The sequence below is a fragment of the Acetobacter sicerae genome (genome assembly GCF_011516765.1).
GTDB lineage: Bacteria > Pseudomonadota > Alphaproteobacteria > Acetobacterales > Acetobacteraceae > Acetobacter > Acetobacter sicerae.
Genome location: NZ_JAAABN010000006.1, coordinates 70,307 through 86,569 on the forward strand (window position 1 = coordinate 70,307; position 16,263 = coordinate 86,569).

Annotated in this window: 13 protein-coding genes; 7 read left to right on the forward strand and 6 right to left on the reverse strand. The window is 56.4% G+C overall.

Annotation, left to right across the window (positions count from 1 at the left end):
• Window positions 1-292: 292 nt before the first annotated feature.
• The 4 genes from GVI59_RS08425 to secA form a co-directional block, all read right to left on the reverse strand.
• Complete coding sequence (locus tag GVI59_RS08425; protein WP_173573844.1) at window positions 293-1,048, reverse strand: DUF4422 domain-containing protein; 756 nt, start codon at window positions 1,046-1,048, stop codon at window positions 293-295.
• 218 nt (window positions 1,049-1,266) lie between these two features.
• Window positions 1,267-2,187, reverse strand: a complete 921-nt coding sequence (locus GVI59_RS08430; protein WP_173573986.1) for a glycosyltransferase family 9 protein — start codon at window positions 2,185-2,187, stop codon at window positions 1,267-1,269.
• Window positions 2,188-2,256: 69 nt separating this feature from the next.
• Window positions 2,257-3,006 (reverse strand): YebC/PmpR family DNA-binding transcriptional regulator, encoded by a 750-nt coding sequence (locus GVI59_RS08435; RefSeq protein WP_173573845.1) that lies wholly within the window; start codon window positions 3,004-3,006, stop codon window positions 2,257-2,259.
• 171 nt (window positions 3,007-3,177) lie between these two features.
• Complete coding sequence (gene secA, locus GVI59_RS08440) at window positions 3,178-5,898, reverse strand: preprotein translocase subunit SecA (protein ID WP_173573846.1); 2,721 nt, start codon at window positions 5,896-5,898, stop codon at window positions 3,178-3,180.
• 257 nt (window positions 5,899-6,155) lie between these two features.
• Here secA and GVI59_RS08445 point away from each other — a divergent pair, with 257 nt between their 5' ends.
• The 5 genes from GVI59_RS08445 to GVI59_RS08465 all read left to right on the forward strand — a co-directional run bounded on the left by GVI59_RS08445 (window position 6,156) and on the right by GVI59_RS08465 (window position 12,580).
• The gene (locus GVI59_RS08445) at window positions 6,156-7,133 is read left to right on the forward strand and encodes a peptidylprolyl isomerase (protein ID WP_173573847.1); all 978 of its coding nucleotides are present in this window, start codon (window positions 6,156-6,158) and stop codon (window positions 7,131-7,133) included.
• A gap of 157 nt (window positions 7,134-7,290) precedes the next feature.
• Window positions 7,291-8,526, forward strand: a complete 1,236-nt coding sequence (argJ, locus tag GVI59_RS08450; RefSeq protein WP_173573848.1) for a bifunctional glutamate N-acetyltransferase/amino-acid acetyltransferase ArgJ — start codon at window positions 7,291-7,293, stop codon at window positions 8,524-8,526.
• 3 nt (window positions 8,527-8,529) lie between these two features.
• Window positions 8,530-9,138: an RDD family protein gene (locus GVI59_RS08455; protein ID WP_173573849.1), complete on the forward strand. Its 609-nt coding sequence runs from the start codon at window positions 8,530-8,532 to the stop codon at window positions 9,136-9,138.
• Window positions 9,139-9,228: 90 nt separating this feature from the next.
• Window positions 9,229-11,847, forward strand: a complete 2,619-nt coding sequence (locus GVI59_RS08460; RefSeq protein WP_173573850.1) for a mechanosensitive ion channel family protein — start codon at window positions 9,229-9,231, stop codon at window positions 11,845-11,847.
• Window positions 11,834-12,580 (forward strand): 2OG-Fe dioxygenase family protein, encoded by a 747-nt coding sequence (locus GVI59_RS08465; protein WP_173573851.1) that lies wholly within the window; start codon window positions 11,834-11,836, stop codon window positions 12,578-12,580. Before GVI59_RS08460 ends, GVI59_RS08465 begins: the two co-directional genes overlap by 14 nt.
• Window positions 12,581-12,679: 99 nt before the next feature.
• Here GVI59_RS08465 and GVI59_RS08470 read toward each other — a convergent pair whose 3' ends face one another.
• Window positions 12,680-12,997 (reverse strand): hypothetical protein, encoded by a 318-nt coding sequence (locus GVI59_RS08470; protein ID WP_173573852.1) that lies wholly within the window; start codon window positions 12,995-12,997, stop codon window positions 12,680-12,682.
• Window positions 12,998-13,170: 173 nt separating this feature from the next.
• On the opposite strand from GVI59_RS08470, the gene GVI59_RS08475 reads away from it, so the two are divergent.
• Together GVI59_RS08475 and GVI59_RS08480 are read left to right on the forward strand one after the other, a co-directional pair.
• Window positions 13,171-13,959 carry a TonB-dependent receptor plug domain-containing protein gene (locus GVI59_RS08475; RefSeq protein WP_173573853.1) on the forward strand — a complete coding sequence of 263 codons (789 nt, stop codon included), beginning with the start codon at window positions 13,171-13,173 and terminating at the stop codon, window positions 13,957-13,959.
• An 8-nt stretch (window positions 13,960-13,967) separates the two neighbouring features.
• Entirely contained in the window at window positions 13,968-15,221 is a 1,254-nt protein-coding gene (locus GVI59_RS08480; RefSeq protein WP_338422087.1) for a TonB-dependent receptor plug domain-containing protein, read from the forward strand.
• 21 nt (window positions 15,222-15,242) lie between these two features.
• Here the strand turns inward: GVI59_RS08480 and GVI59_RS08485 are convergent, their stop codons facing one another.
• Complete coding sequence (locus GVI59_RS08485) at window positions 15,243-16,163, reverse strand: LysR family transcriptional regulator (RefSeq protein ID WP_173573854.1); 921 nt, start codon at window positions 16,161-16,163, stop codon at window positions 15,243-15,245.
• Window positions 16,164-16,263 lie beyond the last annotated feature (100 nt).

Genomic DNA, 16,263 nt, shown 5'->3' on the forward strand with positions numbered 1-16,263 from the left:
CTTTCAGTAACACTCTCTACAAGGATAACAGACAGATCTCCTGCGTGTATCCCCACATTCTGGTTGAGAGCGTTCTACCCTGAAATACGAAAAACCGGGAACACAAAAGCAAATCATTTGGCCGGGGAATCAACAATCGAGTTTGCTGAGGCAGAAAAACGTGACTTTCATGAATCTGCCCTCGAACGCCCCAATCCCCTTCACCATTTGTAATAATTAAACAAAAAAAAATCCGGAGAGCCCATCAAGGTGGCCCTCCGGATTTCCCTCTTCGTCAGAGTTCTATTTTCTCTTACAGTTCTCTAACTTGTAAAAATTCTCTTTCTACAATAGCGAAATCGCGTCTGTTTTTAAGAATCCAGACCGACAAGAGACGCTCAGACAGAAATCCCATCACTCTTTTCTGATATTTATCATAATTCGAAAAGAATTTTTTGTCAGCAAGAGGCATAAGAATACTGAACAGCCACTCAGAATAGGCGTCAAATATTTCTTTCTTGGCGATTATCATGTTTGTATGATGGAAATAATCGCAATTATTGAAATAGAAATCGCAGGCATTCACATAAGCAGGCTGAATATCCCGAATTTGCTCACTGACCAGAAGCATGTCTTCCAAAACATGATGTCTGGCATACTGACGCAAAACCGGCTCGCCGTGATGCCTGTGAGGTGCAATCATATCTACATTGGAAAAATTGAAATCATCTCCAGCGGCGATCTCATCACCCTCACAAACGACTTTCATGTCATTCATGTATTTATAATACAGATTGGTTCCGTGATCTTTTTTCGAAAAATATCTTCTGTAATGATTCAAGCCAACGAAGTCTGAGCTGTGGTCATTCTTCCAGATCCAGTACTGAACCGTTAATTCGCAAAAAATATTGTTCAGGTCAGAGATATTGTCTCCGGTATCATCACCGATAAAATCGGCAAGCTCATCTTTGTTTTCACGCGTGCTCATACCGCCTATGATAGGCACATAAGTCGCATCAAAAGGAGGACAGAACTTCTTGTGGCCGGCTACATATATCTTCAAACTCATTACTGAATCCGCCTTTATCTTTTTTCAGACATGTATTTACGCTGCCAGCTTCTGTTTTACAATTGAAATACTGATGAAAATTAAACAGAAACAAGTCGGGAATATTTCCCTCGTCAAGGACAAAAAACATCAATCAGACATTATATGACATAAAAAGAAACGCGTTTTTATCGCTCAAACACTCACTTGGTCTGCCCCTACGTCAGAACAGATCCTGATTACGAAAACGGTAACAGGACGCGCTTTCCATAACGTTGATTCATGGAAACGATACGGTCAACCACCCTGTCGGGCGTGAGACCGCTGATTGGCGCAGCACCTTCCGGCCCCGGAGCCGCAATCCAGTCGGCACAGGGACCAGACGGTGCGTATTCGCTACTGCGAGACGGCCCAAAGAGACCCAAAGTTGGCGTACCGGCTGCTGCGGCCAGATGCATCAGACCGGAATCATTGCCGACAAAGTACGAACAGCGCTGTAACATCGCGGCAGTTTCAGCGAGAGAGAACCGACCACCCGCGTCGATCGCACCGGGAATAGCCAGAACCGGGGCCGCCAGGGCGCGTTCCGTTTCACCGGGACCGTAAAACACCGCCAGCTTTCTCTCGGGAAAAATCTTTTCAAGACGGGACCAGAGTTCCACGAAATACCGCGCAGGCCAGACCTTCCCCTCCCAGTTGGCGGTCGGACCAAATGCGATCACATCCGCGTCGCCCAGGATCGCCTGCGCAACATTCCGGTCTTCCTCACCTGTCCAGACAACAGGCATCGGCGGCGGAGACAGCGACAGCACCTCACCAACATGGGCAATACGCGGTCCGGACCGACGTCCTCCCCGCATGATCCGCCGGGCGCGTGTCCGCAGCAACAGACTGATGGCTGACCCTCGCAGATCGACAATCAGATCCCACCGCGTTCCGACACACTGTTTCCACAGATCGAACCAATGCAGATCGTAAGACCGCTTGCTCACCACGATGACACGGTCCAGCTGCGGCATGCGCTGAAACAGTCCGGCCGCAACAGGACCGCAGGCGATCGTAAATCTTGCGTCAGGATGCGCGTGAATCAGATAGTTGAGCAGCCCCGTTGAAATGACGGCATCCCCGAGGCGTGTCGCGGTGATGAAGAGGATGCGCATCATGGACTGGCTCCCAATTCAGCGGTTCAATCTTCCCAAAGGAAACGACGGAACCGCTGTGCGAGGGGATTACGCAGAGAGAGCTTCCGCCACGTCTTCGGGCAGATCGAAGTTGGCGTAAACATTCTGAACGTCATCGTTATCTTCAAGAACGTCCAGAAGCTTCAGAACCGTGCGGGCCTTTTCCTCATCAAGAGAAACCGAGTTCTCTGGACGCCAGTCCAGTTTCGCCGACAGCGGCTCGCCGAATTTCGGCTCCAGAACGTCACGCACCGCAAAGAAGGATTCAACTTCGCAGGTGATCTCGTGCGTTTCCTCGGTCGAAACCACGTTATCCGCTCCAGCTTCAATCGCAGCTTCCAGCATTTCGTCTTCACTGGCGACGCTGGCCGGATAGGTGATGACACCCAGACGTTTGAACATGAAGGAGACGGAGTTCATTTCTCCAAGCGAACCGCCATATTTGGAAAACGCAGCGCGAACCTCGCTGGCCGTGCGATTACGGTTATCGGTCAGCGCCTCGACGATTACAGCAACACCAGCCGGACCGTAGCCTTCATAACGGATTTCGGCGTAATCATCGCCGCCGCCTGCGCCCGTCGCCTTCTTGATGGCCCGCTCGACAGTGTCCTTCGGCATGTTGACTTCACGCGCTGCGGAAATCGCCGCACGCAGGCGAGGATTGGCGGCGGGGTCCGGCAGACCTGAACGGGCAGCCACGGTGATCTCACGGATCACCTTGGCAAACTGCTTGGCGCGCTTGGCGTCCTGAGCGCCCTTGCGGTGCATGATGTTCTTGAATTGCGAATGGCCTGCCATCTCGCTGTCCTCGTTCTGACTAATGTATCTTGATGAGTATCGGCTTATACGCGGCCGGACCGATGGGGACTGGCGTCCACCAGAAAGCTCCCCGAGCCACTTTCAGTGGTCAGGGAAAAATTCCTGCTATTCCGGCAATATCAGCGTCCCGGAGGATGTCCTGAACGCGCCTCAGACATGGCGTCCGTGACAGTGCTTGTATTTCAGCCCCGAACCGCACGGGCAGAGTGAGTTGCGCGGCGTCTCACCCCATGTGGACGGATCGTCCGGCAGAATGGCGCCGCTTGTCGGTGGTTCCGCAGTCACGGCTGCAGGTGCGCCCGCATACTGCGCTGGCTCCGAGGAATAACCTTCGACGTGAGGATCGGGATGAAATTCCCCAATTCCCTCAAGAGGATGCGGCTCCGGCGGTGGCGCCATCTCCACACGGGCCAGAAGCGTGATCACGCGCTCACGCATCTCATCAAGCATGAAGGTGAAGAGCTGGAAGGCTTCGTGCTTGTATTCGTTCAACGGGTCTTTCTGACCATAGGCCCGCAGACCGATACCCTGACGAAGCTGGTCCAGTGCATGCAGATGCTCTTTCCAGACGGAATCGAATGTCGTCAGCAGAATCTGCTTTTCCAGATATCGCATGATATCCGGACCAAAATTCGTGGTCCGGACAGCCTGCGCCTGCGCCGCTGCATCTTCGATCCGTGCGGCGACCTGCTCCTTGTCCATCCCGTCTTCCGTCGCCCATTCGGCAATCGGAAGATCGAGATTGAAGATGCGCTTCACCTCTTCCGTCAGTTCGGCTGTCTGCCACTGCTCGGCAAAAGCCTTTTCAGGAATGTAGCGGTCAACAAGAGAGAGGATCAGTTCCTCACGCATTTCCACGATGAGCGAGGCGACATCTTCCTGCATCATGAATTCACGGCGCTGGGCGTAAACTTCCTTGCGCTGATCGTTCATGACGTCGTCATACTTGAGCGTGTTTTTGCGCATGTCGAAGTTGCGGGCTTCGACCTTCTTCTGCGCGCGCTCAAGGGCCTTGTTCAGCCACGGATGTACGATCGCCTCGCCGTCCTGCATGCCCATCTTCTGGAGCATGCCGGTCATGCGATCAGATCCGAAGATCCGCATCAGGTCATCCTGAAGCGAGACGAAGAACCGTGAGTTTCCGGGGTCACCCTGACGACCCGCACGACCACGAAGCTGGTTGTCGATACGCCGGCTCTCGTGACGTTCGGTGCCGATCACATACAGACCGCCCGCAGCTTTCACGATGGCCTGATTCTTCGCCACTTCATCACGGATGGCCTGCTCGGCAGCCTCACGCTCGGCGGGGTCGGTGATGTGGTTCAGTTCCTGCTGAATCCGCATCTCGACATTGCCGCCGAGTTTGATGTCCGTACCACGACCCGCCATGTTCGTGGCGATGGTGATCGCACCCGGCGCACCCGCCTGCGCCACGATCGCGGCTTCCATCTCATGGAAACGCGCATTGAGCACATTGTGCGGAATGTTGTTCCGCTTCAGCAGCGCGGAAAGCGCTTCACTTTTCTCGACCGAGGTGGTGCCGACAAGGATGGGCTGTCCGCCTTTATGGACTTCCTCAACCAGCTTGACGACGGCGGCGAACTTCTGCGGCTCATCAAGATAGATCTCGTCGTCGGTGTCCTTGCGGGCGACCGGGAGATTGGTCGGAATCTCCACCACGTCGAGCTTGTAGATTTCAGCGAACTCGTCCGCTTCCGTCATCGCCGTGCCGGTCATGCCGGACAGTTTGGGGTAGAGACGGAAATAGTTCTGGAAGGTGATGGAGGCCAGCGTCTGGTTTTCCTGCTGGACCTCGACATGCTCCTTCGCCTCAAGCGCCTGATGCAGGCCGTCCGAATAACGACGGCCATCCATCATGCGCCCCGTGAACTCATCAATGATGGTCACTTTGCCGTCGCGGACGATGTAATCGACATCCCGCGAGAACAGCGTGTGGGCACGAAGGGACTGCAGCACATGGTGGACAACCGCCACGTTCTGCACGTCATAAAGGCCTCCGTCGCTGAGCACACCGGCTGTGCGCAACAGCTCTTCCACCTTGTCTGAGCCTGCTTCTGTCAGGATTGCCGTACGAAGCTTCTCGTCCTTGTCGAAGGTCGCAGGATCACGGACCAGTTCGGCCATGACCGTATCCACGGCACGGTAAAGCTCGGAACTATCTTCCGCCGGACCGGAGATGATCAGCGGCGTCCGGGCCTCATCAATAAGGATGGAATCGACTTCATCGACGATGGCATGATTGAAAGGCCGCTGGACCATCTCTTCCAGCCGGTATTTCATGTTATCGCGGAGATAGTCGAAGCCGAATTCGTTGTTCGTGCCGTAGGTGATGTCGCAGGCATAGGCTGCGCGACGCGCCTCATCCGGCAGGTTCGGCACAATCGTGCCGGTCGTCAGACCAAGGAAGCTGTACAGCCGGCTCATTTCTTCAGCGTCGCGGCGGGCCAGATAGTCGTTGACCGTGACGACGTGCACGCCCTTGCCGCTCAGCGCATTAAGATAGACAGCGAGCGTTGCGACGAGCGTCTTACCCTCACCGGTCCGCATTTCAGCGATTTTGCCAGCATGAAGCACCATGCCGCCAATAAGCTGCACGTCAAAATGACGCATGCCGAGCACGCGCTTCGAGGCTTCGCGGCACACGGCGAACGCTTCGGGCAGCAGACCGTCCAGCGTTTCACCCTGAGCCAGACGCTCCCGGAACTCTACCGTTTTATGGGCAAGAGCGGCGTCATCCAGCGCAGCGACATCTGGCTCGAGCGCATTGATTTCAGGTACACGGCGCTGGAACGCTTTGAGCGAACGGTCATTGGCAGTGCCGAAGAGGGCGCGAGCAAGCGAGGCGAACATGAAGACCTTTCCGGAACAGCACACCCGGAGCCGACCCCGCGTTCCTGCCCTGCATCTGAAGCACAGACAGGGACCGAAAAGCCGACGGTGTGCGCTCCCTCAGATAAAGCCGCCACTGCTCAGGGTCAACCGATGCCCCCGATACGCCCTCCGGAAAGTGGCTATTTCTTAACAAAACAGACTTACGTCATGCCCTTGCGGGTGTCTTCCGGGTCGGCCATGATGCGCCCATTCTGTTCACACTGGGTTTCTTACTGATGCGTTTTTCCAGCTCGGGCACGTTTTTTGCAGCGACAGCCCTGTTTGCTTCCACCCTCCTTTCCTCCGTCTGTGTTCACGGCGCGCATGCAGCTGATGCTGCCGCCCCCACAGCACCCGCAGCCGGTGGCGCTGCTACCCAGTCTGCTCCGGCCCAGACGCCGATGGATCCGAACAGCGTGATCGCCACGGTCAATGGCGAGAAGATTACGCTCGATGATATTCGCAAGTCGGCAGCCAACATGCCGCCGCAGCTTCGCCAGCTGCCGCAGAACATGATTTTCCCGATGCTGGTCAATCAGGCTGTGGATCAGAAAGCGATCCAGATGGCCGCCCGCAAGGACGGCCTGCAGAACGACGCTGAAGTGAAAACTGCAATGGAGACCGCCGCAAATACGGCTCTCCAGAATGCGTGGCTGTCCCGGCAGGTCGTGCCGCAGCTTACGGATGCGGCGATCCATGACTATTACCTGAAGAACTACGCCAACAAGACTCCCGAGAAAGAGGTGCATGCCCGCCATATTCTCGTGAAGACCGAGGCTGAAGCTCAGGACGTCATCAAGAAGCTCAAGGGCGGCGCCAACTTCGGCACGCTGGCCGAGAGCCTCTCGACCGACAAGGGTAGCGCCAAGAACAATGGCGGCGACCTCGGCTGGTTCAAGAAGGGCGACATGGTTCCGGCGTTCTCTGACGCCGCCTTCAACATGAAGCCGGGAACCTACAGCCAGACACCGGTGAAGAGCCAGTTCGGCTATCACGTGATTCAGGTTCTGGCCGATCGCACGGTGCCTGTGCCGAAGGAAGACGAAGTCAAGGACAAGATCCGTCAGCAGCTGATCCAGCAGGATGTCCGCGCTGCGGTTGAGAAGGCGACTTCCGCTGTGAAGATCCTCCGTTTCGGCCCGGATGGAAAGCCGGTCCCTGAGGGTGCGCAGCCCGCTATCGCTGGCAACCCGACAGCTTCTCCCGCGAAATAATCAGTCGGGAGCCTTATGGCCTCCCCTGACGGCTTGCGGTAAAGACAAAGGAAGAACGTCTCCTCGGCGTTCTTCCTTTTTTGTTTACATATTCTCTTCCCGATTTCAGGAATCCCGTTTCCTGCCGTTCCCATCCCTGCACCAAGGTTCGTCACCGATGGCCAAGCCTCTGCCCGTCTCTCCCCTCGCCTCGCCTTTGCCTGCCCTCGGCACTGTTCCGGGCGTGCGCCTTGGCGCTGTGGCCGCAGGCATCCGATACAAGGGACGTACGGATCTGGTCGTCGCAGAATTCGATGCTGGAACGACAGTCGGTGGTGTGTTCACCAAGTCAAAATGCCCCGGCGCGCCGGTGGACTGGTCACGCACGGCGCTCAAGGGCGGTCTGGCGCGAGCGCTGGTGGTCAATGCCGGTAACGCCAATGTCTTTACCGGCAGGGCTGGCGTTGAAACCTGCCGCGCCACGGCGGAAGCGGAAGCCGGGCTCGCGGGTTGCCCGGCCACGGAAGTCTTCCTTGCCTCCACCGGCGTCATTGGTGAAGTGCTCCCGGCCGAACGGATCACGGCAGCTCTCCCCGCCCTTCACGCTTCCCTGACCGAAGACGGCTGGGAAGCCGCAGCCCGCGGCATCATGACGACCGACACCTTTCCCAAGGCGGCTGTTCGGAAAACCGAGATCGACGGGGTAGCAGTCACCATTCAGGGCATCGCCAAGGGAAGCGGCATGATCGCTCCCGACATGGCGACGATGCTCTCTTTCGTCGCCACAGATGCAGCATTACCCGCTGCTGTCGTGCAGGCCATGCTGTCCTCCGGCACAGCCCACAGCTTCAATGCCATCACGGTCGACTCGGACACCTCGACCTCCGACATGGTGCTGCTTTTCGCAACGGGAAAAGCCGGCAATCAGGCCGTGACCAACGCTGATGACGCCCGCCTTGCCGCCTTCCGCGAAGCCCTCAACGACCTGCTTCTCGAACTGGCGCTGATGGTGGTCCGCGACGGTGAAGGCGCCACGAAGCAGATCCGTGTCCGCGTGACAGGCGCTGTATCCGATCAGTCAGCCCGCGCCGTTGCGAAGGCCATTGCAGACTCCCCGCTGGTCAAGACGGCCATCGCCGGGGAAGACGCCAACTGGGGACGCGTCGTCATGGCTGTCGGTAAATGCGGCGAACCGGCAGACCGTGATCTGCTGGCTGTTGCGATCGGTGGTGTCACCATCGCCAGCAAGGGCACGGTTGTCGAAGGTTATGATGAAACACCGGTCGTTGCCCACATGAAGGGGCAGGATATCGATATCGACGTGGATCTGGGTCTCGGCGATGGCAGATCCACCGTCTGGACCTGCGATCTGACGCATGGCTACATCGATATCAACGGCTCTTACAGGAGCTGAACCATGTCTGACTCTCTTCCTCCCGGCTGGGGTGCGCCTCCTGTCCAAACAGGGATTATCGGGGGTGACGGCAGTCTGACACCTGATGGCCGGATGCTGGCTTATGCCGGTTTCTGGGTTCGCACAGCCGCCGCCGTGCTGGATTACTTTCTGCTGAGTGTCGTCAGTCTTGTCGTCGGCATCTTCACGCTGCCGACCGTTCGACTGGAAGAGTGGCAGGGTGACACCCCGTCCTATCAGGTGGCCTTCCGTGACACTGATTTCTATTCCAGTTTTCACATGCCGTGGCCGCATGTGGAGGTGCATGACACGGGCACGCATTTTCTGCTGTTCCAGCTGATCTACTTTGTCGTGCTCGAAGCCTCACCGCTCCGCGGCACGCTTGGGAAGCTGGTTCTAGGGCTGCGCGTCAGCGATCTGACAGGAAACCGCATCTCGCTGCTGCGATCCCTTGTCCGTAATCTGGTCAAAATGTTCGTGTCTTTTCCCGTCCTGTTCATTGGCGTGATCATGGTCGCCTTTACGCCGCGTAAACAGGGTCTGCACGATATGGTCGCACGCACATTGGTATTGCGTCGGGAACGTGTCGTGCGCTTTGACGGCGCTGGCTGACTCCATTCCTGATCCGGGCTTCTCTTGATCCGGCTCGGGAAGACTCGTACCAAAAAACAAACAATAAAACCCAGATGAGGTGAATACAGGATGCAGGTGAATAACGCGGATCATCGTTCCATCACCCCGGTCATTGAGCGATCATCATCGCGACGAAACCTCTCCCTGAGCACTCTGATCTGCTGGCTCTTTGCCGCTACTCTGCTGATATTTCCCGTCGCGCACAGCGCACTGGCGGCTGACAGCAAGGCTGCCGCTGCACCGGCATCCTCGGGCAATACGGCTGCACTTTCTCCCAAGGAAGCGCAGCAGTTGCTGAATGTGCTGAACGACCCGAAGCAGAGAGACAACTTTACCCAGACGCTTTCGCTCATGGCGAAAGGGGTTTCCGCGACACCGGGGGCTGCGAAAGCGCCGGCTCCGGCAGCGACAGGCGATGATGCCGTGTTATCCCAGAACGCCGTGGTTCTCCACAGCGATCTGATGTCCAGCGTTTCCTCTCTGAAAGGAAGCCTGCGGGGCTATCTTGGCAATTTTCTGGGACTGTTCTCTGACCTGAAAACGGTCGGAAAATGGTTCGACGCGGAAATTTCCAACCCACAGACCCGCGCACTGCTTCTCGGTACATTCTGGCGGGCCGGACTGGTGATTGCTGTCGCCATGCTTGTCGAATGGGGAACATCACTGGCCCTTCGCAAACCCTTGCGGACAGTGACTCTCCGTGCGGAAGAGCGTGAGAAACGGGAAAACGGATCCGTATCGTCGGAGGACAAGCCTGATGCCGACATTGCGAAAGATGAGGCCGATCAGAACGCCGACATAAAAGCAGCGGCTCTGGCCAAGGCGAACGGTGACCAGAAGGAAGAAATCAACACACTCAAAACCCGTGCGGATGATCAGCGTCGCCAGATTGAAACACTGAAATTCCTGTCCCGCGTACCCTATGCGCTAGGACATTTCGGTCTCAAACTGCTGCCCGTCCTTCTGTTTCTGGGTGTGGCCATGGCGGGCTCGGCTCTCGCCACCGACACAGCGCAGGCGGAAACCGTCACGGAAACCGTGGCAGAAGCCTACGCGGTCGCCCGCTTCCTGTTCGTGCTTCTGGAATCGGCACTGGCTCCACGCTCACCGATGATCCGTCTGGCGCCGGTTTCCGACAGCACGGCGCGCATGCTGACCCGCTGGTGGAACTTCCTTGTGGCCGCGCCATCCATCGTCGTCTGCCTTTCCGTGCTGGGGGGAGAGTTCGATCTCTCCAATCGGGGCACGGAAGCGATGATCCGCGCCGTCATTCTGATCGAGCATATTCTGATCGCCGTCTTCATCTGGCGGCTTCGTCCCATCGTGGCGAAAACCATTGCTCCCAAACAGGCCAAGATCAAGAACGGCTTCTGGTCCTTCATGCTCACGCTGGCGCATTTCTGGTGGATTCCGGCGCTCTTTCTGGATGCGGCGCTATGGCTTGTCTGGGCCGCCCACCTCCGCGGTGGTTACGACTGGATCCTGCGCACGACGTTCCTGACGGTTCTCATTGTCGCCGTGACCCGGCTTCTCGCCGTGCTGGCCTATGGCTGGCAGGACCGCCTGTTCCGCATCGATTCGAGCCTCGCCCAGAAGCATCCTGAAATTCAGGAACGTGCGGACAGATATTATCCCTTCGTGCGTGGCGCACTGACGGCAGTGATCGTGTTCATCGGTTTCATTGGTCTCACTGAATCATGGGGCCTTAACAGCGTTCACTTCTTCTTCTCCAGTCCCCTCGGTTCCCGCCTGCTTGGTGCCGTCGTCACGCTTGCAGTCGCCCTTTCGGTAGCGGCAACGATCTGGGAAGTGGTCAACGCCCTCCTTAATCGTCAGCTGGAAAAGTTCAGCAAGACCGGTCAGGGCATGCGTGCGACCCGTCTGAAGACGGTGCTGCCGATCATCCGCACTGTCATGCTGGCGCTCATCATCATCATCGTGCTGGTCACCAGCCTCTCGCAGATCGGCATCAATGTCGCGCCGCTGCTGACCGGTGCGGGCATCATGGGTGCGGCCATCGCTTTCGGTTCACAGAGCCTGGTGAAGGACTTCATCACCGGCTTCTTCATGCTGGTTGAAGACGCCATTCAGGTGGGCGACTGGGTGACCACGGGTGGCGTTTCCGGCACCGTCGAGCATCTCTCCATCCGGACCGTGCGCGTGCGTGCGATCAACGGAGACCTGCACATCATCCCGTTCTCCTCCGTCACATCCATCGCCAACACCGGACGTGACTTCAACCAGATCATCGTCAATCAGACGGTCGATCTGTCCGAGGATATTCCGCGCGTGGTGAAGGTCATGGCCGACACCCTGAAAGAGATGCGCAAGGAAGACGAGTTCAAGACGATCATCTACTCCGATTACAATGATCTCGGTGTGGACAAGTCTGATTCCAACGGCGCGGTAATTGTCGGCTCCATCAGAACCGCCGCCATGATGAAGTGGAAGGTCCAGCGGGAATTCTACAAGCGGATCGCGAACCGTATGGCGGCCGCGAGCATCAAGTTCTACACTCCGACCTCCTACACGGCGTCCGCACCGGGCACATCTCTCGAAATTTCGGGAGAACTTCATGCTCCGGCTGACGAGCATGAAGTGACCGTCAACACACCTTCCTCGCCTGCGGCCGAACCAGAAAAGCCGGCCGAGAACCCTGCGGAAAAACCCTACCATGACAAAACCTGACGAAGACCTGACCAGAGCCGCGCTCAACAGGATCGAGACGACAACGCGGGACAGGTTCTTCGCACATATTCCGGCAGGGCAGATGGAGGCCCTGCTGGTCTCTTACGGCATGACTGACTGGGAGAACTTTGCCGCAAGCTGGCAGCGGCTCGGCATGGATGTCTATATGGCTGACGGGGGGCGCTATCGCAGACGACGCCATGCCACATTCGCTCTGGCGGACAACAGCATCGTCCGGAAAAAGCACCAGCCCCACTACCAGAGCCGCGATTACAACACGCTGAATGGCGGCATCGAGCGCTGGTTTGATCCGATCGAAAAGCGGATCGGCGAGCATCCGGTCATGAAAGCGGTGCTGTCACTGGTCAATCGGCTGGCGACGGACCTGACGCCTGAGGCTGAGCAGCCGGAAACATGGCATGCGGAAGTGCATCAGTTCAGAATCGAGGCCGGACGGGAGATGAACGGCCAGCCCACTCCCGAGGGTCTTCATCGTGACGGCGTCGACTGGGTGCTTGTCATGATGGTGCAGCGCGAGAATGTAGGGAACGGAACGACCAGCATCCATGACCTGCAAGGCAATGAAGTCGGTAGCTTCACTCTCACCGGCCCGATGGATGCTGCTTTTGTGAACGATCACATGGTCTATCACGGCGTGACGCCGATTCAGCCGATAGATCCGGACCAGCCCGCTTTTCGTGATGTGCTGGTGGTCACGCTGCGTCACCAGTGAGCGACTTCAGAATCTTTTCATAGCGGGGCGGGCACATATCCTGCCCCTGTTTCCGGCCCATCGACAAACGGTCGAGGTCTATCAATTCAATAGGGCAATTCAGTAGGGCCACGCCCCGGAATAATGGGCGGCATGCCACCCTGCTGCGGTCAGAAGCCCGACAAACACCATCGCGCCGACCATCTGGGCCAGTTCCTTGAATGCAGGAGCGTCCATCCTGTCCGTATTCGCAGCATCATTCGTTGCAGGCGGGGTCGCTGCGGCAGGAGGCCCCGGCTTTACGACCAGAATAGGATCGTTCTGCGGGGCCGCCGATGGCGCGGTGGTGTCAGTCGTTGAAATACCTGCTGCATCGCGAGCCGCCTCACTCTGTCCAGCTTCTGCGTCCGACGGGGTTTCTGGCGGCTGCGTTTCCATATGATTACCTCTCTGGTGTCTTCATCGCGTCATGACCTGAAACGTAACTGTATTGCATCCGGTTTTCCATTCACATCCCGCAGTCCGTCTTTCCTCTGTTTTTCCGAAAACCATTTTAACCAAGCCGTAATCAGGTGCCTGCATAGTCAGACGATTGTCTGAATGTAGGTTAAATGTTGCTGCCTGCCATCAAGCGTCATACCCGTCCGTGTCTGCGTTTTTCTTCCATCCTGTCTCTCAGCACGACACTGGCTGTCAGTCTCCTGATATTTCCGGGACCCTCTGCACATGCCCAGAACCTCGATTACAGTACGTTCGAGAAACTATTTAATGAACCCATAACCAGTTCCGCCACAGGCAAGCCGCAACGGGCCAGTGAACTCCCGACAGACATCCAGGTCGTCACCGCGGAACAGATCAGAACATCCGGCGCACAATCTCTTCCAGAAGTCCTGCGGATGGTGCCGGGGGTGGATGTCAGGCGCTACTCCATTCTGGGAGCCAATGTCTCGATCCGTGGAAATGACGCGGCCGGCGGTTCCCGCACGCTGGTGCTCATCGACGGACGACAGGTCTATCTCGATGGTTATAACTACACGGACTGGGGCGCTCTTCCCGTTTCAATTCGCGATATCCGGCAGATCGAAGTCATCAGAGGTCCGAACTCGGCTGTTTACGGCTTTAATGCTTCAGGCGGTGTGATCAACATCGTCACACGCGACCCGCAACACGAGAACAAAAGTTACGTGCATGTTGAGGGAGGCAGCCTCAACGGGTTCGGTGGCGAACTGGTCGCGTCTCATAAGTTCTCAGACGCTTTCGCGGCGAAACTGTCACTCAACGGCCTGAGATCAGACGAATATGAGCGTGGCAGTCGCCGGGACGTTCCGCCCCAGACCAGCAACATCAATGCAGCTCTGGAACTGCGTGGACAGATCTCCCCCGCGTCGAATGGGGTCTGACCGGCACGATTGATCAGGAACGCAGTCCTTTCTGGCTTGATATAGGCTCCTATTTTACATCCCGCCCTCTCTCAAAAAGTCTTGAAGGGCGTCTTGCCGCCGATACCGATTGGGGATTGATTGAGTTCAGGGCTTATCAGAACTCATTCACAAACAAGACGACAGACAATATCCCTGCTATGGGAAGCGTTTTTCCAATCGATTTCGGATATGATCTGGAAACAACGGTCGCGCAGCTTTCCGATACAATTTCGATCAACAATCAGAATGATCTGCGTCTTGGCGTAGAATATCGTTATTCCTCTCTTTCTGGTGCTGAGGCTGGCACAAAAGTTGGTAATGAATACGACATGCTGGCAGCAGGGTCCGCCGTGTGGGATTATCGTATCTTACCGAAACTGACTTTGACGAATGCCTTTCGCATGGATTCCCTTCTGGTTCCATCCGTCAAGAGTCCCAGTCTGGCGGAAGCTCCAGCTTCCGCCGCGCGGCACTACATAGAACCAAGCTTTAACAGCCGCATTCGCTATGACGCAGGTGATCTGGGTACATTCGGACTGAATGCAGCCCGAGGGATTCAGCTTCCCGCGCTCTTTGATTTTGCTCCAACGACAATGCTCGGTCCGGTAGCGGTCATCAACAATCCATCCCTTGCTCCATCGACGACCATCAATGTGGGACTCAATTATTCTCACAGCATCAAGCCATTGAACGGCACTTTATCCGTTGCACTTTTCGCCCAGCGCACCAGCGACATGCTTGGAACACCGTTTGCGTCAAACTACAGCTTCACTCCCCCTGCGTCCCTCACAATGTTTCCGAAAAACTATAATCGGGTCGACGATGCAGGCGGTGAAATTCGTCTGGAAGGCAAAACCGATTTCAATCTTCACTGGGATCTGAGTTACGCCATGGCAGCCGTGCGTGATCCTGATAAATCTTCAATGATCAATTTCCAGCGACAGACACCCGTCAACACTGTCATTGGTGGTTTCGAATATATGCTGGGACCGGTGGAATTCAGCGCCCACGCCAGATGGCAGTCGCACTATCAGGATATTGCTGCCGACTTTTCCACGTTCCAGCTCAGGAATGTTAAAATCAAGGATTTCGTGACTCTGAACGCACGTGTCGGCTGGAAAATTGACAAACATTTTGCGCTGTCACTCAGCGGGCAGCAGCTTGGCGATTCCCGGCTCAGAGAAACATCCGGTTTAAGGATTGATCGCCGTATTATTGCCGGCCTGACCGCCGGATTCTGATCAGTTCCATTCTGTCTGACGCTACGACAGTATCTCCGGAACCGCCGAGAGATGAACACTGGCGAGATCCTCCAGAAAAGCTTTCGGTATATCACCCAGATTCTGCCTTTGCCGGGTAACTGCATGGAACGTCACATCGTATCGCAGGGCCTGCATATTCAGAGGGGCCATCAGCCCCTGTTCTTCATACGATTTTGAAAAATGTTGCGGCAGAAAGGCCAGATGATGTCCCGACAGGACAAGCATCGCCAAAGCTTCCATGTTGTCTGCTGTTGCCGTGATGGACTTAGGGCTGGTCGGGAAAATCGACTGTGGAAGCGGGTACGTTCTCCAGCCCCAGTCATACTCCCAGGCTTCGGCCTGAGTGACCTGCCCGGCCCGGGGAAAGAGCGGATGGTCTCTTCCGCAGTAAGCAACCTGCCTTTCGATGAAAAGCGGCGTGAACTGGAGGCTTGGAATCCTGTGCCAGAAATATCCCATCGCTATATCCAGCGTTCTGCTCAGCAGACGCTCTTCCTGTTCGCCGGGTGAACAGACGCGGATATCCAGTCTGACCGCTTCGTCACGCTGCCTGAAGCGTGCAATGGCCTGACTGATGCGGATATTCTCGCTAAACGGCGTATGTCCGATAACACCAATCCGCAGACTGCCGACAAGACGACGATCCATATTACGGGCCTGAACGCTGAAATCTTCAACGGCCCCCACCAGATGACGCGCCAGTTCCGTAAAACGCTCACCTTTTGCAGTCAGCCTAAATCCGCTCCGTCCCCGCTCACACAACCGAAAGCCCAGACGTGTCTCCAGTGTCGCCAACTGGGTGCTGATCGTGGACTGCCCGACATTCAGGATGCTTTGCGCCGTGGAAATCCCTCCCGCATCCACGATCGCCAGAAAAACGCGGATCAGACGCAGGTCCAGATCACTGAGACTACCAAGCATGACACCCAAACATCGATTTTAATCAATGTTTGAATCTTAGATTTGGAATTGGCCCTGTCAATATGCGCGCCATATCATTACGGATACAAATCGTTCTACC